General features: G+C 34.7%; 18 protein-coding genes and 1 pseudogene. 11 read left to right on the top strand and 8 right to left on the bottom strand.

From position 1 onward, the window contains the following. Positions 1-59: 59 nt before the first annotated feature. The gene (locus ABEG63_RS15200) at positions 60-617 is read left to right on the top strand and encodes a hypothetical protein (RefSeq protein WP_346585957.1); all 558 of its coding nucleotides are present in this window, start codon (positions 60-62) and stop codon (positions 615-617) included. Here the strand turns inward: ABEG63_RS15200 and ABEG63_RS15195 are convergent. Beyond that, positions 610-1,044 carry a very short patch repair endonuclease gene (locus ABEG63_RS15195; protein ID WP_346585955.1) on the bottom strand — a complete coding sequence of 145 codons (435 nt, stop codon included), beginning with the start codon at positions 1,042-1,044 and terminating at the stop codon, positions 610-612. The two genes, ABEG63_RS15200 and ABEG63_RS15195, sit on opposite strands and share 8 nt — an antisense overlap. Before the next feature lie 94 nt (positions 1,045-1,138). On the opposite strand from ABEG63_RS15195, the gene ABEG63_RS15190 reads away from it, so the two are divergent. Then, positions 1,139-2,344: an AAA domain-containing protein gene (locus ABEG63_RS15190; protein WP_346585954.1), complete on the top strand. Its 1,206-nt coding sequence runs from the start codon at positions 1,139-1,141 to the stop codon at positions 2,342-2,344. Positions 2,345-2,380: 36 nt separating this feature from the next. Here ABEG63_RS15190 and ABEG63_RS15185 read toward each other — a convergent pair whose 3' ends face one another. From ABEG63_RS15185 to dinB, 4 genes are all read right to left on the bottom strand, one after another. Continuing rightward, on the bottom strand, positions 2,381-3,202 hold the full coding sequence (locus ABEG63_RS15185; protein WP_346585953.1) for a hypothetical protein: 822 nt from the start codon (positions 3,200-3,202) through the stop codon (positions 2,381-2,383). A gap of 241 nt (positions 3,203-3,443) precedes the next feature. Then, positions 3,444-4,052, bottom strand: coding sequence for an alpha-ketoglutarate-dependent dioxygenase AlkB (locus ABEG63_RS15180; protein ID WP_346585951.1), 609 nt, complete (start codon positions 4,050-4,052; stop codon positions 3,444-3,446). 21 nt (positions 4,053-4,073) lie between these two features. Then, the gene (gene dnaE, locus ABEG63_RS15175) at positions 4,074-7,127 is read right to left on the bottom strand and encodes a DNA polymerase III subunit alpha (RefSeq protein ID WP_346585950.1); all 3,054 of its coding nucleotides are present in this window, start codon (positions 7,125-7,127) and stop codon (positions 4,074-4,076) included. 23 nt (positions 7,128-7,150) lie between these two features. Further along, entirely contained in the window at positions 7,151-8,299 is a 1,149-nt protein-coding gene (dinB, locus tag ABEG63_RS15170) for a DNA polymerase IV (protein ID WP_346585948.1), read from the bottom strand. Positions 8,300-8,360: 61 nt separating this feature from the next. Between dinB and ABEG63_RS15165 the strand changes: the two genes are divergently transcribed. The 4 genes from ABEG63_RS15165 (at position 8,361) to ABEG63_RS15150 (ending at position 13,167) form a co-directional block, all read left to right on the top strand. Beyond that, positions 8,361-9,137, top strand: coding sequence for a LexA family transcriptional regulator (locus tag ABEG63_RS15165; protein WP_346585947.1), 777 nt, complete (start codon positions 8,361-8,363; stop codon positions 9,135-9,137). A 15-nt stretch (positions 9,138-9,152) separates the two neighbouring features. Continuing rightward, entirely contained in the window at positions 9,153-9,380 is a 228-nt protein-coding gene (locus ABEG63_RS15160) for a hypothetical protein (protein ID WP_089690748.1), read from the top strand. Between the two features lie 282 nt (positions 9,381-9,662). Further along, positions 9,663-11,066, top strand: coding sequence for a DUF3945 domain-containing protein (locus ABEG63_RS15155; RefSeq protein ID WP_346585945.1), 1,404 nt, complete (start codon positions 9,663-9,665; stop codon positions 11,064-11,066). Positions 11,067-11,091: 25 nt separating this feature from the next. Continuing rightward, entirely contained in the window at positions 11,092-13,167 is a 2,076-nt protein-coding gene (locus ABEG63_RS15150; RefSeq protein ID WP_346585943.1) for a DNA topoisomerase, read from the top strand. 48 nt (positions 13,168-13,215) lie between these two features. Here the strand turns inward: ABEG63_RS15150 and mobC are convergent, their stop codons facing one another. Further along, complete coding sequence (gene mobC, locus ABEG63_RS15145) at positions 13,216-15,213, bottom strand: conjugal transfer protein MobC (RefSeq protein ID WP_346585941.1); 1,998 nt, start codon at positions 15,211-15,213, stop codon at positions 13,216-13,218. Positions 15,214-15,554: 341 nt separating this feature from the next. Here mobC and ABEG63_RS15140 point away from each other — a divergent pair. Both ABEG63_RS15140 and ABEG63_RS15135 read left to right on the top strand, forming a co-directional pair. After that, a pseudogene (locus ABEG63_RS15140) lies at positions 15,555-15,821 on the top strand (DUF1016 N-terminal domain-containing protein); the annotation flags it as partial. After that, positions 15,822-16,397 carry a PDDEXK nuclease domain-containing protein gene (locus ABEG63_RS15135; RefSeq protein ID WP_346586064.1) on the top strand — a complete coding sequence of 192 codons (576 nt, stop codon included), beginning with the start codon at positions 15,822-15,824 and terminating at the stop codon, positions 16,395-16,397. Between the two features lie 14 nt (positions 16,398-16,411). Here the strand turns inward: ABEG63_RS15135 and mobB are convergent, their stop codons facing one another. Both mobB and mobA read right to left on the bottom strand, forming a co-directional pair. Then, the gene (gene mobB, locus ABEG63_RS15130; RefSeq protein ID WP_346585939.1) at positions 16,412-17,695 is read right to left on the bottom strand and encodes a conjugal transfer protein MobB; all 1,284 of its coding nucleotides are present in this window, start codon (positions 17,693-17,695) and stop codon (positions 16,412-16,414) included. After that, complete coding sequence (gene mobA / locus ABEG63_RS15125; protein ID WP_346585937.1) at positions 17,685-18,134, bottom strand: conjugal transfer protein MobA; 450 nt, start codon at positions 18,132-18,134, stop codon at positions 17,685-17,687. The genes mobB and mobA overlap by 11 nt, the downstream gene beginning before the upstream one ends. Before the next feature lie 572 nt (positions 18,135-18,706). Here mobA and ABEG63_RS15120 point away from each other — a divergent pair. The 3 genes from ABEG63_RS15120 (at position 18,707) to ABEG63_RS15110 (ending at position 20,525) form a co-directional block, all read left to right on the top strand. After that, complete coding sequence (locus ABEG63_RS15120) at positions 18,707-19,474, top strand: ParA family protein (RefSeq protein ID WP_346585935.1); 768 nt, start codon at positions 18,707-18,709, stop codon at positions 19,472-19,474. A gap of 10 nt (positions 19,475-19,484) precedes the next feature. Next, a complete protein-coding gene (locus ABEG63_RS15115) occupies positions 19,485-19,886 on the top strand; it encodes a DUF3408 domain-containing protein (protein ID WP_346585933.1) in 402 nt (133 codons plus the stop codon). A 195-nt stretch (positions 19,887-20,081) separates the two neighbouring features. Beyond that, entirely contained in the window at positions 20,082-20,525 is a 444-nt protein-coding gene (locus ABEG63_RS15110; RefSeq protein ID WP_346585932.1) for a hypothetical protein, read from the top strand. Positions 20,526-20,722 lie beyond the last annotated feature (197 nt).

Genomic DNA, 20,722 nt, shown 5'->3' with positions numbered 1-20,722 from the left:
ACTTTTTTAATAAACCGAACAATAAAAATAAACCATTATATTTACAAAAACTTTCAACTATGTACGAACTATTTGATATTGAGGGAAAAAAAATAGAGCACCATGACCTTCAGGACAAATCCCATTGGTGCAAAGACGGCGAAAAGATTGAAGAAGCCTTCGTAAGGCTGTATGGCAACGAACTTAATCTAGCTATAAACCCGGCAAAGGCAACTGACCCTTATGCCCCAGACCTCATCAATACACAGACTGGGCAACTTGCAGATTTAAAGCTACAATCTACCCCATTTTTCAAAGCTCAAAAACTGTATGGCATCGATCCCACTTACGCAGTCGTCTTTAACGAAAAAGACAAGCTGAGATACCAAGAGAAATATCCGGGCATAACAATATATTACTGGGTCGACTGGAAAGCCGTAAAATTTAAAATGGGAGCCAACGAAATGGTTGTGCAACCTTTATACGGAGTATGGAAAACCGAATTCAAAAAATTCAACAGCTACCTTGCTACCTGCAACCTCCATTATTACCAGCAAAGGGTCGATGATACTAAAGGAAACGCAAAAGGAAGCTATGTGTGTGATATCAGGAACGAAACTTTCGAAAAGCTTATATAACATTAGTTAGGTTTTCGAGGAAAGACTTGACACGGAATATACAGCTTTGCAAGTCTTTCTTTACTTCATGCTCCCAAAATCTCAGCACAGTGTAGCCCATGCGTTCCAATGCGATTGTATTTTCGATGTCGCGCTCCATGTTCCTTTCTATCTTTTCTATCCAATACTCTGCATTCGACTTGATTCTAATCTTTTTTTCTTCCCATTTGTAGCCGTGCCAGAAATCGCCGTCGATAAAAATCGCGAGCTTGTATTTCTTGATAGCAATATCCGGCTTGCCGGGAAGCTTAGCAACATTTATCCGGTAGCGGATACCCAATGAATAAAGTGCATTCCTGAACATGATCTCAGGCTGCGTGTCCTTGCCCTTTATTTTCGACATCAACTTAGAGCGTTCTGGCGTGGTATTGAAGATATATTTTTCCATTATAAATATCAATTATTTGACATTACAGAGCAAAAACAGTGTCAAATTTAGAATTGTAAATAATATTTTCAGTTTAGCTTAAACAAATTTACAGGTGGATCTTGCAACGGGTGTCCTCGCATTATCCTGCGCAAAACAGGCTGTTATCGTAGGAGATTTAAAACAGCTTCCCAATGTAGTAGATTCTGAAACAGCAGTAAATACAGATCAGATCTTTAAGAACTATGATATTCCAGAACCTTATCGGTATTCCAGTCATAGCCTGCTTTCTTCCGTAACAGAAGTATTTCCGAAGGTACCTAAAACACTGTTAAAAGAACATTATCGCTGTCATCCAAAAATCATTGATTTTTGTAACCGTAAGTTCTATAATGATCAGTTAGTCATCCTTTCGGAAGGACAGACGGAAAGAGAGCCATTGCTAGTCTATAAAACAACTGAGGGCAATCATGCCCGCCAAAGAGAGAATCAGCGGCAGATTGATGTGATTATTCAGGAAATCATTCCACAGCAAAAGCTGGAAGGTGTGAATCTGGGAATTGTAACGCCATACCGAAATCAGACCATCGCACTTCAAAGAACCTTTCAGGGAACGGATATCAAAGCCGATACGGTGGATAAATTTCAGGGAAGAGAAAATGATGTGATCATTCTCTCTACCGTAGATAATGAAATCTCTGAATTTACCGACAACTCCAACCGCCTGAATGTTGCTATTTCCAGAGCCAAAGATCAGCTGATTCTATTAGTGAACGGAAATGAAAGTGACAATGAAACGAATATCTCAGATCTGATCCGATATATCGATTACAATAATTTCAGCACGATCAAAAGTGAGGTACATTCCATTTTCGATTACCTGTACAAAGGTTATGAAGAAAAAAGAAGAGCCCTTTTATCGGCTCAAAAAAAGAAATCTGTTTTTGATAGTGAGAATCTCATGTATGCATTAATTAGAGAAGTGTTGTCCGACGATCAATTTTCAAAATATGGCGTTATTCTGCATCATCCATTAAGAAATTTACTGTTAGATTATTCAAAATTAAGTCCTGAAGAAGAAAGATATGCAAGGCATCACGCCACCCATCTTGATTTTCTAATTTACAATAAGCTGGGAAAAAATCCTGTATTAGCCATAGAAGTTGATGGTTATGAGTACCATAAATTGGAAAGCAGACAAGCTGAAAGAGATGTCATGAAGAATGCGATTTTGGAGAAATATGGAATTCCGTTGATGAGGTTTTCAACTACGGGAAGTGGGGAGAAGGAAAAATTGATTAGTGCGCTAAATCGATTGTAAACAAGAGATTAACAGCATTTTTAATCACTTAGACTTTTATTCAAGCAGACGATCTAAATGATCCAAATCTTCTTCATCTAACCAATGGTTATCTGTTATTGTTATGACCCTTGTTGTGCCATCCATATAAATAATATTAGCTGAAATTAACTTCATCGATTCGACTATATCGGTCAGCCAAACATTCTCAAATAACCACGATCCCGTTGCTGAACTTTCAACTGGACCAATACCTTTTCTACTAACATTTTTACCTACTCTATCATTTACTGCATTTTTACCGTAGAAATTGAAAGTAATATATTTAATAGTTTTTCGACTGAAATTTAATATTTTGAACTTTGCTCCGGTAAATGAATACTCTTCAATAGGATGCGCAGCAAGAATGGCGATTCCATTTTTTTCTTTACTAAAAACTTTATCTGAAGCCTCCTTCCTAAGTTGGCGCATATAAGCTTCTGATAAACGCCGTGACCAACCATCAATACTATCTAGTTCAGATGGTGTAAAATTTTTGAATTTATTTTTTAGATCTGATAATTGTTTTCGATAACCATTTACAAAAAATGCATTCTTTTGTTCCGCTTCATCGGCCATGTAGTATTTTTTTCCATCAAAATAAAAACTGATAATATCTTTTTTACTAGAATAGTTGATACATTCTGAAATTCCACTTACAAAAAGCATATTTTGAGCCTGATACTTTTTACTATAATCTCCATTTCCATAGCAGGAATTACTCATACTTGAATAAATAAGGGAATTTTTACTGTATAAAATAACTGTCGAGTCAATTTTCAGCTGACAAGAATAAAAATGCAAAAATAGCACTGCACAGAACAGCAGTAGTTGTTTCATGATTATAAGTTTTCACAAAAGTAATAAATTCTTAAGATCATCTATTAATTGAATATAAATTACCTAATAATTATTATGAACGAATCTTATTTTGAAACTACTTGACTTCACTCTATTTTTTAGAAAATGGTTTTAATTTCCATATTCGTTTGTTGTCATATCGATGGATTAAAATTAGATTGTCGACCATTATAAATCATTAAAATGTACCCTCCACTAAAAATGGTCAGGATTATTTTGTTTATATTTCTTTCACAAAACGAAAAGTTAGATTAATCCGCTCCTTCATCAGGAATGTAGATTTAGCAATTCGATGCTCCCAATGTTCCTGCAAATCTCCTTTCATGATGAGCAATGAACCGTGTGGAAGCGGAAGACTATATTTACTCTGATGATGTTCCTTTTTTCTAAAATCAAAGTTTCTGGTTTGTCCCAGACTGATGGATGCAATCACAGGACGTTTCCCATAACGGCTTTCTTTATCTCTGTGCCAAGCAACAGAATCATTGTGGTCTCTGTAGAGATTAAGTAAAACCCCATTAAACTGACAGCCAAACTCTTCCTCAATTTTTTGCTTTAAAGAAAACAATTCTGGAGTCCATGGATTCGTAGGCTTTTTATTTTCTTTTAATGTAGCATATTTTGAATCCCCATACCATGCTGTTAATCGTGGGGTCAGCACGGTTTTATCATACATCTTCTGAGTACTCTGTTCCCATGGAGCTGTATGTAATAATATATCTTTAAGCAGGTCTGCTTCTTCCTTGTTTAGAAAGCTTTCCCTGTAATCCAAAAGATCTTTCGGAAATTCGTAGAATTCTTCTGTGTTAAATAAACTCAACTGATTCATTTTTATATTGTAATAGTAGGGTTATTCTATTTTGTATCTTATCAATCCGATCTCATGCGCCTGAGGATAAGGCTTTCTATGGGTCATACTCACATCTTCTTTAATCTGGCGGTGAATATCATATTGCTTTTCTTTGTCATAAGCATACCGAGGATCTGGAATCATGGGCATTTTTGCCATTTTGTGAATAGTGATGGTAGGAAAATGGAAATCTACTTCCACTGTTCCTAGCAATAAATAACATCCTCCCCCCTGAAAATCGTATTGCTTCAGACTATCCGGAAAATGTGCCGTATCAAAATACTCCCCGTTTGCATCGATCCATGTTCCGAAATACATCGTGCCTTTCTTGGTGGGAACATGTTTTCTGGAAATGAGATACGCCAACATTTTTACCTGTCGTTTGTGAAATGCCAAGAGATCTTTTACAAAAACGGAGCCTCTGTATTTTGTCTGCAATAAATCAAAAGGACTGCATGAAACCGGAAATCCGATGAGTTCTATTTCATCAAAAGCGTCTTCAAAGGCTTCTCTTTTCAATTGGGGCAACTTAAATTCCTGAACAGGTTCTTCAATGAGCATAAGCCCTCTGTTTTCGGGTTTAAAGTTGACCAGTAAAATTCTTGCTTCTACGAGGAGCTCATTTTTGGGCTTTCCTGTGAACCTGAAAGCACCTATAAAAATCAGAATCTGCACGGTTTCAATACCTATAGGAATACGTTTTATAAAGTCTTCTAATGATCTATAGCCACCATTCCTTTCCCGTTCTTCTACAATTCCGTGGGCAATCCTTGTTTCGAGGCCTTCTAATACCATCAAGCCTAAATAAATATCTTTTCCTTGGAGTATGGTTTGAAATTCACTGGTATTCACACAGGGAACCTGAATATTTCCTCCCGACATTTTTGCTTCATGAATATAGACTTCTGTACGGTAAAACCCTCCCTGATTATTAATCACCGAAACCATAAACTCTAAGGGGTAATATACTTTGAGATACAAACTCTGATAGCTTTCTACTGCATAGGAAGCGGAGTGTGCCTTACAGAAAGAATATCCTGCGAAAGATTCTATCTGTCGGTATGCTTCAGCCGTTAATGCTTCTGAATGTCCCCACTTTTTGCAGGATTCAAAAAAATTGTTTTTTACCTCTCTGAGTTTCTCAATGGAACGACCTTTTCCACTCATGGCTCTGCGGAGAATATCTCCATCTGCCAGAGACAAACCGCCAAAATACTGGGCAATCTTGATTACATCTTCCTGATAGACCATAATGCCATAGGTTTCTTTCAGGTGTTCTTCGAATACCGAATGGAAATATTCGAATTGATCGGGATGGTTATGCCTGAAAATATACTCGCGCATCATTCCGCTTTGTGCCACTCCGGGACGGATAATGGAGGAAGCGGCAACAAGAATTCTGTAATTATCGCACTTTAATCTTCTTAAAAGCCCCCGCATTGCGGGAGATTCGATATAAAAACAGCCTATGGTTTTTCCGATAGCCAGATATTCATTGGCTTTCCCTTCATCTTTAGACAAAGTGGTATCTCTGATATCGACACTAATTCCTCTTGTCTTTTTGATCAGCTCTACCGTATCATTGATGGTACCCAATCCTCTCTGGGAAAGAATATCGAATTTTTCGAGGCCGATATCTTCGGCGACATTCATATCGAACTGAACGATCGGAAATCCCTTAGGAGGCATTTCTAGAGCGGTGTAATTTGTAATAGGTTCTTCTGAGATTAAAATTCCACAGGAATGCATGCTTCGCTGATTAGGAAATTTTTCTAACAGCTTGCCGTATTGATGCACCAGTTGTACTACCTGATTCTGGTCATGCTGTATCATTGGTCTCTTTGCCAACTCATCCAGCTCTTCCTTAGGGAGTCCAAATACTTTTCCCACTTCTCTGAAAATGGATTTGTACTTAAATTCTACGTTGGTTCCGCAAAAAGCAACATGATCCTTCCCGTACCGGTCAAAAATATATTCCAGTATGGTATCCCTGTTCTGCCAGCTCCAGTCGATATCAAAATCGGGTGGAGATTTTCGGTTAAGGTTAAGGAATCTTTCGAAATAAAGATCCAGCTCCAACGGGCAGATGTCGGTTATTCCCAAACAGTAACTCACAATAGAATTGGCACCACTCCCCCTTCCTACATGCATAAAGCCCATGCTGTTGCTATAACAGATAATATCCCAGGTAATCAGAAAATAAGAACAAAAATTAAGCTCATCAATTACTTTCAACTCCTTTTCCACTCTTTTTTGAGCTATTTCATGTCGGTTGCCATATCGCTTTTCCAAGCCTGAATACGCCAACCTCCTGAGCAATTTTACATCATCAGCTTTTGATTTAGTATAAAACTGTTTATTCTTGACCTTTTTAAAATCAAATTCAAAACTACATTGTGTCAGCCTATCTTTTGTTCTCTGAATAATTTCAGGGTATCTTTCGAATGCTGCTGCAATAGCCTGTTCGCTTATAAAATATTCAGATTTTCTACAGACCTCTCTTTTGGTAAGCTTTGACAATAAGGTATTGTTATCGATTGCCCTGAGAATTTTATGAAGTTCATATTCTTCATCAGTACTGAAAGTAACAGGATGTAAAACAAGCATCTTCGATAGTAGCTTCTGATATTCAGGTCTGATCAGAAAATTCAATTCCTCTATTCTTATGCCTATGAATTCATTTTCCTTAAGTTCAGCAGGAATATTGCTCATAGGGTAGACAATAAAAACGTTTTTAAATTCCGGTGCCGTTTCCGAGAGTTCTTTGCCATCACAATTATGCTCCGTAATGAGGGTATTGACTTCACCAATTCCTGAGAATTCTTTTGCTACAGCAATATAAAGCAGTTTCCCTTCTTTTCTGATTTCAACTCCTGCAACAGGTTTAATACCAACATTCTCACATTCTGTTTTAAAATCATAAATGCCCGTAACGGTATTGATATCGGTAAGCACTAATTCTTTAATTCCTAAATCGGAAGCCTGCTTTACCATTTCTTTTATGGATAAAGTTCCATAACGAAGGCTGTGGAAAGAATGACAATTTAAAAACATGCTGGAAAATTTATAATTCTATTTTATTTCTCAAAATCAAAACCAGAGGCTCTGCCTACTGCATCAATACCAAAGCGGTTTTTCAGGTAATCCATTGTTTGATATAGGCTCATCTGCTCTTCGGTATCTTCAAAAAGGTTCATCTGATGATTACCGTGAACGAGCCCGGTAAAGCGTAATCCTACCAACCTAAGCCTCATTCTTCTTGTATATACTTTATTAAAAAGCTCCAAAGCTACTCTTGATAGAGTATGATCAGCAGAAGTATAAGAAACTTTGCATTGCTTGGTTTCGGTGTCGAAATTGGCGTAACGGATCTTCACAACTACCGTAGAAGTTAGCCATTTTTCTTTTCTTAACTGATAGGCTAATTGCTCTGCCATTCCTGAGATCAGCCTTTTCAGTTCTATAACATCCATGGTATCGTTGGTAAAAGTTCTTTCTGTAGAAATAGATTTCCTTTCGGAATAAGGCACTACTGGATTTTCATCGATACCATTGGCTTTTTTCCAAAGCTCTTTTCCATTTAATCCAATCATTTGCTGTAAGACGAGAACAGGCATTTCCGATAAGGTACGAATAGTACGTATTCCGATTCTTGATAACAACTGAAATGTTTTATCGCCCACCATCGGAATTTTTTTGATTGATAACGGATTTAAAAACGGTTTAATCTCTAAATCTTTAATTTCCAATCTTCCGACAGGTTTTGCTTCTCCTGTTCCAATCTTCGAAACTGTTTTATTGGCTGATAAAGCAAAGCTTATGGGAAGTCCGGTTTCTTTGGTTACGGCTGTGGCAATTTCTTTAGTCCATTGGTAGCACCCAAAGAACTTATCCATTCCTGAAAGATCGAGATAAAATTCATCGATACTTGCCTTTTCCATGACCGGAACTTTTTCCTGAATAATCTGAGTGACAGTATGGGATAAATTGGAATACAATTCATGATCTCCCCGAATTACTTTCGCATCCGGGCATAATCTGAGTGCCATTCGAATTGGCATAGCAGAACGTACTCCGAATTTTCTTGCTTCATAGGAACATGATGCTACCACTCCACGGTCACCACCTCCTATGATGAGGGGAATCCCGTCAAGTTGAGAGTTATTACGTCTCTCACAGGATACAAAGAATGTATCCAGATCCATATGTACAATTGCTCGGTTCACGTTACAAAATTAGATACTAATTGTATCATTTTTATTATATTTGCAGATACAATTTGTATCAATGTCAATTTTTTCAGATAACATCAGGTTTTTAAGAACTCAGAAAAATTTATCTCAGCAGGAGCTTGCAGATCAAATTTTGATGAGCAGGGTTCGCTATTCCAAATACGAAGATGGACGTTCTGAGGCTCCCTATGAGTTGCTTATCAGGATTTCCAAGTATTTTAATTTAAGTATTGATTTACTTCTCACGGTAGATATCAGAAAGTATCCGTTGGAAGATGTATTAAAACTTCCGGATAACAGAATTGTTTTACCCGTTGTTGTGGATCAACTGGGTAATAACAGCATTGAAATTGTTCCGCAAAAGGCATCTATGGGCTATCTGTCAGGGTACAGTGATCCTGAATATATTGAAAGCTTACAGAGGATTTCTTTACCTTTCTTAACCAATGGTAAATACAGAGCTTTTCCTGCTCAAGGGGACTCCATGCCTCCTTTTAAAGATGGCTCTTATATTATTGGAAAATATCTTGAAAATATTGATGATCTGAAACCAAATAAAAGTTATGTTTTTGTTACATTAAATGATGGTATTTCTTATAAACGATTTACTTTCAGAAATAAGAAATCAATAACTGTTTCTGCAGACAACTCATTTTATAAACCTTATGATGTTCCTTTAGGAGAAATCGTTGAAATATGGCAGTATGCTTCAGGAATTTTCCCAGAAGACTTTGAACCTGACCGTCTTGAAAATTACAATCTAAAAGAAATGTTTCTTGAAATCCGAAAAGATATTCAGGGACTCGATGAAAAGATTTCAAAAAAAAACTAATAACTTAAACCTATTATGATCATATCTTATTACGATTTCCAGAACTTACCTGACCGCCAAGCTCAATATGATTTTGTTATTACTCATGGACGTTTAATAAGCGAAAGAACAACTTCTCAATCAAAATATGTTTTGTATGAAGTTTCAAATTTTTCAGTAGAGCTTATTTACGATATTTTTAATAATAAAATTATAGACATCAATGTTTTTGAAAATAAGACTTCTCATCTGAACGGATATTAAAAACTTTCTGGCAAAAAATAAAAATCCTGTTCTATTATTCATGGAACAGGATTAAAACACAAATGATGAAAAAAAAATATCTCTTACTAGAGACACTATAAAGTTAACTATTTTTAGATAATAAGAGATAACAAAGAGCTATCAAAAAATTATTTAAGTTCTTTTAAAATATCTTGGTGATAATATCGCTGACAATCTAAGCCAAATTTCTCCACTCACTTCCATCTTCAATTTATGTTACTCTAATCTTTTACATTCGATGTTAAATAAACATTTAGCATCATGGAAAATATTACTAATGCTCAAAATCCAGATCCTTCTTTAATCAATATTCTATTGGTTTTAAATCCAAAAACCAATAAGATTGAAGCAGTCAAAACAGTTGACAATAAAGGGGATTTGAAGACAGTACCCAATACAGAAAAGTATCAAAATCAATTTTTAAAAATTGATAAGCAAGGGGATTTATTCTCTAATTTTTTCTCCAACTTTTTAAGTCAGCTCAAAAACCCGACCCTATTCAATTTCTTTAAATCTCCACTTAAAGAGTCTGAAAATATAGGAAAACAGATCCAGCACCATCTTAAAAACCCCAGTACTGAAGGGGAAGAATTTCTAAATACCTACAAAATATTAACCTCAAATACCAATACTATGAGTACTACTCCATTATCGAAAAAAGAATATCAGTATTCTGCTGATCAAATTGACTGGAATATGATGTCAAAATTTGGCTTAACCCAGGAAAAACTAGAAAAAGCCAATGCCTTAGATCCTATGTTAAAAGGATTTAAAACCAATGGTCTTGTTCCTGTAACCATTAATCTTGGGACAGCTCTTACCAGAATGGATGCCCGTCTTTCACTAAACACTAATGATGCAGGAGACGTTGTCATCAATATCCATGGAATAAGAAAAGAACCTAATTTAAACTTTAAATTCCTTGGACATGAATTCAGTCTTGAGGATAAAAAAAATCTAATGGAAAATGGCAACATGGGACGTGTTGTAGACCTTATTAACCCAAAGACTGATGAAATCATACCTTCTCTTATTAGCAGAGACCGATTAACCAATGAACTTGTGGCTTACAAAGTTGAGAATATTAAAATTCCCAATGAAATTAAAGGTATCAAATTAAATGAAGAACAAAAGCAAATGCTGATGGAAGGCAAGGCATTATATCTGGAAGGAATGATTTCCACCAAAGGGGAACCTTTTAATGCGCATGTTCAATTTAATGCCGATAAGAAATATGTTGAATTTCTTTTTGATAAAAACCAAAATCAGCAACAAAACCAAACCAATCAGAATAATGAAATTCCCCGAACATTCAGAGGAAAAGAACTGAGTGATGAGCAATATAATCAATTCAAGCAGGGCCAAACCATTTATATCGATGGTCTGATTGATAAAAAAAACCAGCCTTATCAAGGCTATATTACGCTAAATCTAGAAAATGGAAAAATTGATTTTTCTTTCCAAAATCCAGTTAAATTAATTGAGCAGGTAAAACCTACGGACACGCATACCACCCAGACGGCTGTCAATTCGGAAGGCAAAACCAACGAAGCCACCAAAAGTTTAAAGGAATCTTTAAAAAAAGGGCAACAGTCTCCAAAAGATAAAAAGCAGCAGGAACAGCAAAATAAACCGCAGACCCGTGTCCGCAGACCCAGAATATAATACGAACTGCCAAAATAAACATTGAATGAAAGTAGTATTAGCAGAAAAGCCCAGTGTAGCGAGAGAAATTGCCAATTTACTGGGAGCATCAGAAAAAAAAGATGGTTATCTGGCAGGTAACGGATATTCTGTCACCTGGGCTTTTGGACATCTTATAGCTCTTGGAATGCCAGAAGATTACGGTATATCAGGTTTTGATAAAAAAGCTTTACCCTTCTTACCCAATCCTTTTATCCTGACTTTAAGAAAAGTAAAAAAAGGTAAGGAATTGGTTATTGATAAAAGAGCAGGTCACCAATTAAGAGTTATTGAAAGGTTATTTAAAGAATGTGAAAGCATTATTGTTGCTACTGATGCAGGACGGGAAGGTGAACTTATATTCCGATATATCTATGAATATCTTAATTGTAAAAAAACTTTTCAAAGATTATGGATCAGCTCTTTAACAGAAAAAGCCATTCAAGAAGGGTTTAAACATTTAAAACCCGGGAATTATTATGATGGTTTATATGCGGCAGCCCAGTGCAGAAGCAGAGCCGACTGGTTATTGGGAATCAACTCAACACAGGCATTAAGTATTGCAGTAGGTGATGGTATTTATTCATTAGGGAGAGTTCAGACTCCAACATTAGCAGTCATTTGTAAACGATATCAGGAAAATCAAAATTTCACATCCCAGAAATACTTGCAGATTGAATTATTGCATAATAAAGATTTTGTAGAGTTTAAAAGTCTAAGTGTTACTAGATTTACTGAAAAAAAACAGGCTGAAGATCTTGTTAAATTAATAGAAAGAAACGGTATACAGTCTACTATTGCAGCAATTGATACAAAAACAGTGACTGAACAGTCTCCTTTGTTATTTGATCTTACGGGACTACAGAAAGAAGCCAACAAAAGATTCAACTTTACAGCAGAAGAAACGTTGAATATTGCTCAAAGTCTGTATGAAAAAAAATTCATCACCTATCCACGAACAGGAAGTCAATATATTCCGGAGGACGTCTGGCCAGAAATACCTGACCTGATAAGAGCATTGCATGAAAACGAACAATACAAACCATTTACGAGCATTCTTCCTTGGGGAAACTTCAATAAAAAAATAGTTAACAACCTAAAGGTGACAGATCATCATGGTTTATTGACTACTGAAAAGGTTCCGTCTGCTCTGTCAGGGCAAGAAAAAGCAATCTATGAACTGATTGCTTTTCGATTGCTTGAATCAGTTTCACAACCCTGTATAAAGGAAATTACTACTATTACTTTGAAAATACTTCATTACGATTTTGCAGCCAAAGGATCTAAGGTATTGCAAAAAGGTTGGCGAAGTATCTATGGAAGTTTTTCAGATGATCTTGAAAAAGTACAAGAATTCCCTGAGTTAAAAGAAGGAATGGAAGTAAAGACTAAAATGATCAATATATTGGATAAAAAAACTCAGGCTCCTGCACTTTATACTGAAGCAAGTTTACTGTCTGCCATGGAAAATGCCGGAAAAGAAATTGAAAATGAAGAGCAGAAAAAAGTTTTAAAAAATTTAGGTATAGGCACTCCGGCTACACGAGCTTCTATCATTGAAATATTACTTGACAGAGGTTACATTCTCAGAAAGCAGAAATCACTCATTCCGACTGAAAAAGGTCTTCGAGTGTATGAACTGGTAAAAGATAGAAAAATTGCTGATGTATCTTTGACTGCTGAATGGGAATTGGATTTTCAACGTATTAAAAATAAAGAATTGGATGCTACTGCTTTTCAAAAAAAAATTGAAGTTTATACTCAATCTGTCACAGAAGAATTATTACAAAATCATGTAGAGAGAAGTGATCTTCCAAAGCTAGTATGCCCTAAATGTAAAGTACAGCACTTGATTATTCATCATACAATAATAAAATGTCCTGATGAAAATTGCAATTGGCTACAATTTAGAAATATTTGTGAAATACAATTGAGCCTTCCTGATATTGAAAGTCTTGTTAAAAAAGGTAAGACTTCTCTCATTAGAGGGATGAAAAGTAAATCTGGTAATCAATTTAACGCCTACATTGCTTTAAACGAAGATTATACAACCTCTTTTACATTTGAACCCAAAAACAAATAATTTTTTAGAATCGCATTAAAAAGACTGTCTCCATATGAAACAGTCTTTTTAATTTTGAATTAAATACTCTAAATCAGGATCATTTTTAATCCTTTCCATCTCATTTTGGATAATCAAAATAATATCATTTTTAATGTGTTTATAATTACCATCAATTACCTCTTTCATATTATCATTACCCTGCAAATCTGTAAAAAATAAGATCTCCGGGATTTTCTGATACTCTTTTGCTTCTTCTAAAACTTTTTCGTTGTCAACAACGATTTCAGCATGAAACATTTTTTGTTCAATACGTTCATCAAAATTATCCGATACTGCCCCTACAAACATACCTTGCGACAAGGTTGAAATTTTTGAAGCCGGTATCAGACTGTCCAACTGAGTAGATATTGAAGTAGATTTATCATTTCTGTTGATGGTCATGCTTTGACGTTTCTGTAATACTTTTCCGAAGCGTTCTGAAAGGTTTTTCGCTGTCTCTCCCACGACCTGTCCGCTAAAAATATTACCTACCGTGTTCTGTATTACTTTACTTTCTTTGTCACCATAATCTCTTGTTAATTGAGAGAAATCTTGAAATCCTAAACATACCGCTACTTTATTACTTCTTGCTGTTGCAATCAGATTATCAAGCCCTCTGAAATAAATGGTAGGAAGTTCATCAATAATAACCGAACTTTTCAGCTTTTCTTTTTTATTAATCAGCTTTACGATACGGGAATTATATAACCCCAATGCAGCCGAATAAATATTTTGTCTGTCCGGATTATTTCCAACACACAAAATCTTAGGTTCTTTTGGGTTATTAATATCGAGTGAAAAGTCATCACCGGTCATCACCCAATATAGTTGTGGGGAAATCATTCTTGATAAAGGAATTTTAGCTGAAGCTATCTGTCCTTGGAGTTGATCCTGTGCTCCACCCTGCCATGCATCCATAAACGGAGACAGGTAATTTTCAAGATCAGGATAAGAAGTTAAAATGGTAAAAACGTCTGAATATTTTTTATTCAGTAGTTCAATAGCATGAGGAAAAGTACAATATTTACCGTCTTCATAAATTTTTAAAAACCAAATTATCGCTGCCAACAAAATAATGGGTGACTCTACAAAAAAATCTCCTTGTTTCTGTATCCAACTGCGGTTTAGATTTAGCATTATAGTGTAAGCGGCTTCATAAGCATCTGATATATCTGTCATGAAATTAGGATCTAAGGGATTACAACGATGACTTTTCCTCGGATCATCAAAATTAATTACGTAAAACTTTGGTTTAACCTTATACTTATCGGAATGTTTCAATAAATGATTATAGGCTATAGTTGAAAGATCATCAAACTTAAAATCATAGATATACATGGAAAAGCCTTTCTCAATCTGCTGCTTAATAAAATTGTTTACAATTGCATAAGATTTCCCTGATCCCGGTGTGCCTAAAACAATAGTGGCTCTGAAAGGGTTAACAATATTGATCCATCCTTGAGTCCATTTTCCGTTGTAATAAAACTTAGTGGGTAAATTAACGGAGTATTCATTTTCCATTAACTTCGTTTCCTGCAGAAAGCTTTCATTCTCATTATTGAACACATCTTCCATTAAGTTATTGGTCAATAGTCTGTGCATCCATAATCCGCCCACCATGAGAAAAATATATCCTCCAGAAATTGAAATAAAGTAAAGAAATGTCCCTAGAAACCAATTCAGTTTCAATAAAGGAAAATTGAAAAAATACAACAGAAAACCAATGATTAATACTTTACTAATTTTTGCCCATGTAATTTTCTCATCTTTCACTCCTTTGGTTCCAAGACAGCTTAAAGCCAATAATACCAAGGCAAAAACTTTGGTATATACAGGATAGGAAAACAATCCGGTAGTCTTTTGAAAATTAGTCAGTATTGTATTGGCAATTTCCAATGTCCAACCTTGTTCTGCAAAAGCGTGATAACAGTACCAGTATAGATGCATAAGTACCATTACAATGCTTACAGCTCTCATAAATCCCATGATTTTAGCAAGCCCCCTTAAGTCGTCTTCACCCTGCATATGATATAATTTTAAGTTCAGGAATGAATGTAGAAGTCATCAGTTCATGAAAATATCAAAGGCTGTTATTGGCTTCATTTGGCTATCATTGGCATTGTTTACAATATAATTTAGATGCATTTGGATGACCTGCTCTTTATTGAAAATATTTACATTTGTCATTACAACAAATCAAGATGGATACGCTACAATCAAATTATAATAATCTACTTAACAGCATTGGTTCAACTATAGAAACGGCAAGGCAAAATGCCGTGCGAGCCATCAACAGTGAACTGGTGAAATCCAATTGGGAAATTGGCAGGCACATTGTGGAGTATTAACAACATGGTGAGGAACGAGCTGAATATGGAAGTAATTTATTAGCAGTACTTTCCAAAGATTTGAAACAACGATATGGCAAAGGATTTGGCAGGCGTAATATACTTGATATGCGTCGTTTTTATCTGGCTTATCCAAAATGGCAGGCAGTGCCTGCCAAATTAAGTTGGACCCATATCATCACATTGTTAGCTATATCAGATAAAAATTCCAGAAAATTCTATGAAAAACAGGCAATAATTGAAAACTGGGGTTACAGAGAACTTGACCGTCAGATCAAGTCTTCTTTGTATGAGCGACTTGCGTTGAGTAAAGATAAAAAAGGAGTCCTGAAACTTTCTGAACATGGACATATTATTACAGATGCAGAAGAGGCTGTAAAAGATCCTTATGTTCTTGATTTTTTAAAGATTCCACAAGAAAATATGGTTACTAAAAAAGCATTGGAACAGAAAATCATTGATAATCTTCAAATGTTCCTTCTTGAATTAGGAAAAGGATTTACGTTTGTTGGCAGACAATACAAAATATCGTTAGGGAAAAGGCATTTTTATATTGATTTGGTATTTTATCATCGTATTCTAAAATGTTTTATTCTTATTGATTTAAAAATCAAGGAGGTCGAACATCATGATATTGGTCAAATGAATCTTTACCTTAACTACTTTAAATCAGAAGAAAATGTAGTGGATGACAATGAACCTATAGGAATTATTCTTTCTGCAGAAAAAGATGAAGTCTTAGTAGAATATGCAACGGGTGGAATTTCTAATAAAATATTTGTTTCAAAATACCAGTTATACTTACCAGATAAAAAAGAATTGCAGCGAAAAGTGCAGGCTCTAATAGCAAAAGAAGGATAGATTTATTTACCATTTTATCGTTTTCTTCTCTTTTTTCGCTTCATCATTTGTTGTGCAAAAATTTCGTTCTCGTGATCCTCTCCTTGTACCAATGGTAAAAGCCCAGGGAATGAATTTTCATTGCTATAGATGTCATTATTATTTTCACCATTCAAAAAACCAAATAAAGAATGGATTTCAGCAGAGAAGAACTTATCTGTCGGAGCAGATTGAGATTCTTGCTTTTTTAAATCGGAAGTTTTTCTATGGTTTTGTTGATTCTTCCAAAGATCATTAAATACGTTGGCTGAATACTGTTTTCCGAGACTTGATCCATTCCAGACGGTTCTGGAATTATGGTCTATAAATGTAATACCATATATACGTCCTGATTCATTTCTTCGTACCATCGTATTAAAACCTTTGGACTTCATTTTCTCAATAAAAGCCTTTTCATTATTACTGGATTTCAAAGCATGATCAATAATAGCCATTATTTCAGATTTATTAGAGGAGTTTAGCACAAGTTCTTTACTTTTCAAAAAGTGTGATTCCAAGGCGTTCAGTCCCGCCATTTTACCCATGCTTGAAGCCTTAAAGGGATGCCCAATCTTTTGTTTATTTTTGTCTAATGCAAAATAGACTAAACCTCGCTGTAGTTTTCCATGCAATTCACCCTCAATTTTTTCAACGCTAATATTAAAAAGTGAAAGCAAAGCGTTGTACTCTCCAAGCGTTTTAAATGAATAATAATCAGCTATATTTCGAATTACAGAAGCTATTTGATTTTTACTATTTCCTGCCCGGTAATCAACAGGACTAAAAATCAGTTTATTTTCAGATTCTTTTCGCTGTGTTGCTGGTAGCAAATTATAACTTCTTTCCAGCTTTCTACATATCTCCATTGATCTTTTTTTCTCGAATTTATCTGAGATTTTTTTACCATATTCATCCACACCTACTGAAACTATATGAATGTGGGTTCGGTCAATATCGGTATGTTTAAATATGATATAGGGTTGTTTTCCATAGCCCATTTCATTCATGTAATCTTCTGCTATCTTTACAAAATCCTTATCGCTTACTCTATAATTCGGATCGGGATTAAGTGATATATGCAGCGTGTGTTTTTCCGTGTTTTTATTGGCCGCTAAATAAGGTTCAAACGATTCAATTAGCTTTGGAATTGTATATTTATTGTCTGGAGTTTCAATCATATTATTGGTAAATAATATTTTTGCATTTCCATGCTCAACTTTAAGATGATTGTAAGCCAATGCACTATATAACTTGCTGCTTCGTCCAATTTTAGCGATCATTTTCTTTCAATTTTCTATGATGAATTGAGTTAAATTCATTTGCTAATTCAATGATTTTTCGACATAAAATAGTAAGTTCAACAGTTTGTTTTTCCAGTTGATATAAAAATGCAGCGGCTTTTTTTTCAGTAAAATGAGTATATAATAATTTGACAACCTGATTATAATTAACACCGACTGCTCTGAATTGAGAATAAAAGGAAGTAAGTCTCATATAAAAATCAACAGATCCTTTGTCAATCTTTACTGTTTTAATCTCTTTGGAAAATAGTACAGAAGTAATAAATCGAGCTTTATTATCGATTCCTGAAGCTTCAAAAAGAGACAAAAATTTGTTATTCTCATCATCATTCAAACGAAAAACATAACGATGAATAGAGGGATCAACCTTAGGTTTTCTTCCTCCTTTATTTCTATTGTTTTTTTTCTGATTATCCATTAGATTTCTATTTTAACAGTTATAAACCTCGACTTTGGAGAGTGTTTTAAAGCTCCCGGCAGGGCAAGTTGTTTTGAGGCACAAAAAACAGTTATGAGGCACTCAAAACACAACTTGCCGTGTTCAGGTGAACACTATTAACATAGCAGATAAAACTGCTTGAGCAGTTTACATTACATTTTAGATTACGTAGCAAAAACCGGATTTATCCACTATTTATCCATACTGCAATTTAGATCCTATTTGCTCCACTTCATAACTTCCATAGTTTCCAAATAGCGCCATAAACTACCGGATAGTGCATACAGTAACCCATTGATCTCATAAGGTATTTTATTTACGGTATTATTTAAAACAAGCGGTAAAAAAAGCAAGAAATAAAAATGTAAAAGCATTTATAAATATTTAAAAACGACAGTACCACTTGCAAAACCTGAGTTCATAAAGACATTTAACAATATTTCAAAGTATACAAATAAGTTTATAACAGGTAAAAAAACATACCTATTTGAAAATTACAAATACACAATAAAAAACAACAAATCAAGCAAATAACAATCAAATTTCACAAAATGGAAACAATAAAGAAAACATTGAAAATAAGTTTTTCTACACAAAAAGGAGGTGTTGGAAAATCGACTATCACAACACTCTTGGCAAGTGTACTTCACTACCGTTTAGGATACAATGTACTGGTTATAGATTGTGATTTTCCACAATATAGCTTAAGTAATATGAGAGAGCGTGATAAAAAGGCAATCATGGTGAATGATTATTATAAAAAGGCAGCTATGAAGCAGTTTCAACATCTCAACAAAAAAGCATATCCTATTATTAGGTCAAAAGCAGATACAGCATTGGAATCCGCATCAGATTATTTACAACAAACGACTATTGTTCCTGATGTTATATTTTTTGATCTCCCTGGAACAGCCAATACAAAAGGGGTACTCAGTACATTAAAAGCTATGGACTTTATCTTTGCTCCTTTAACTGCTGACCGTCTGGTTGTAGAAAGCACTTTAGGTTTTACTAAAGCCTTTTTAGGATTACCACAAACAGAAAATGACAGTAGAGAACAGTCCATTTGGTTGTTTTGGAATCAGACTGATGGACGTGAAAAAACAGGATTATATGACATTTATGAAAAGGTAATTACAGAACTCCAGCTTAACATCATGAATACTAGGATTATGGATAGCAAAAAATTCCGTAAAGAATCTGATGACATGAATAACAGTATTTTCAGATCCAGCTTATTACCGGCAGAATCACCGCTTCTAAAAGCTACAAAAATGAATTTGTTTATTGAAGAGTTTTTACAAATCACACAATTATAAAAGGAGAATGATGGCTACAGATAAAGAAAGTACAGAGCATGAAAACCCTCATGTTGACGAAGATTATTTAATGCAGGTCATCAGTGGTGAAGAACCTGCAACGTTACAACCAACACATCAAAAAAAAGAACCATCTATTCAAAAATCTAAGGAAAAATCAAAAATTAATTCTACCAAAAAAGGAACCTATGAAGATACATTCTTGATCAATCGATTTCCTTCAGGTCGTAATGGCAAGGTGGTCTACATAAGACCTGAATATCATGAAAGACTGTTGAGAATTGTTCAGCTTACAAGAGAAGACCGAACGACGCTTTACTCTTATATTGATAATATTCTGGAACAACATTTCTTGGATTATGGAAATGACATCACAGAATATTTTAACCAGCATTTTAAACCAATACTGTAAATTATGGAAATCGTCATTGTTATATGCTTAGTCATCATAATCTTATTACTTCTGCATGATAAAATTATTATTAAGCAAGCCCCAAGCTCTTCGAAAGAGGATAAGAGAGCTCCATACAACACTCATAACATTATGGGAGAAACAAAAATATTTCAAAGTCACAAGCTGCCGACCTCTCCCATTGAAAGGCAAAAAATGGAATTGGAAATTGATCCATCTAATTTAGACATAGAATATGATGTCAACGAAAACATCTATGTTCAAAATCTACAGGAAGAACCGGAAAAAAATCTTAATAGTGAACTTGATTTTTTTGAAGAGGAAGAAGAATGGAAAAAATATAGAATTATCGAAGAAGATAATGGTTTTGCACAGGGGGTTACCTTCGAGGAACTAGATACTACGAAGATGATCTTACAACAAGAAGTCTGTGATACATCTGAAAAGAAAACAGCAGTCGCTGTAGTTCAGAAAATATACGGAACCGATTTATATACCTTACTAGAAAATTCTATTGAAAATGCTTCCTATAAAATAGCTGAGCTATTAGATAAAAGTTTTGATGATGAATATGAAGACAGTACTCCTTTTTTGCAGAATGATAATATTAGAGAATTTGACATTGGAAAGTTTATTTGATAACAAATAGTAAAAAAACACAAAATTAACGCTCTATAACTAGAATTATGATATTTTAAGAATAGTTAGGCATTCTTATTGCTCCTAAGAGAAACGATTCTCATGTTTAATTGAGTTTTCATGGTTATTAGTTTTTACCTAGCTTCGGCTAGGTTTTTTTATAAATAAAATCAATTTATCTATCTAAGCTACTATTA

Origin of the sequence: Chryseobacterium sp. C39-AII1, from assembly GCF_039672645.1 — a bacterium.
Lineage (GTDB): Bacteria > Bacteroidota > Bacteroidia > Flavobacteriales > Weeksellaceae > Chryseobacterium.
This window is presented reverse-complemented; position numbering and strand designations above follow the sequence as displayed.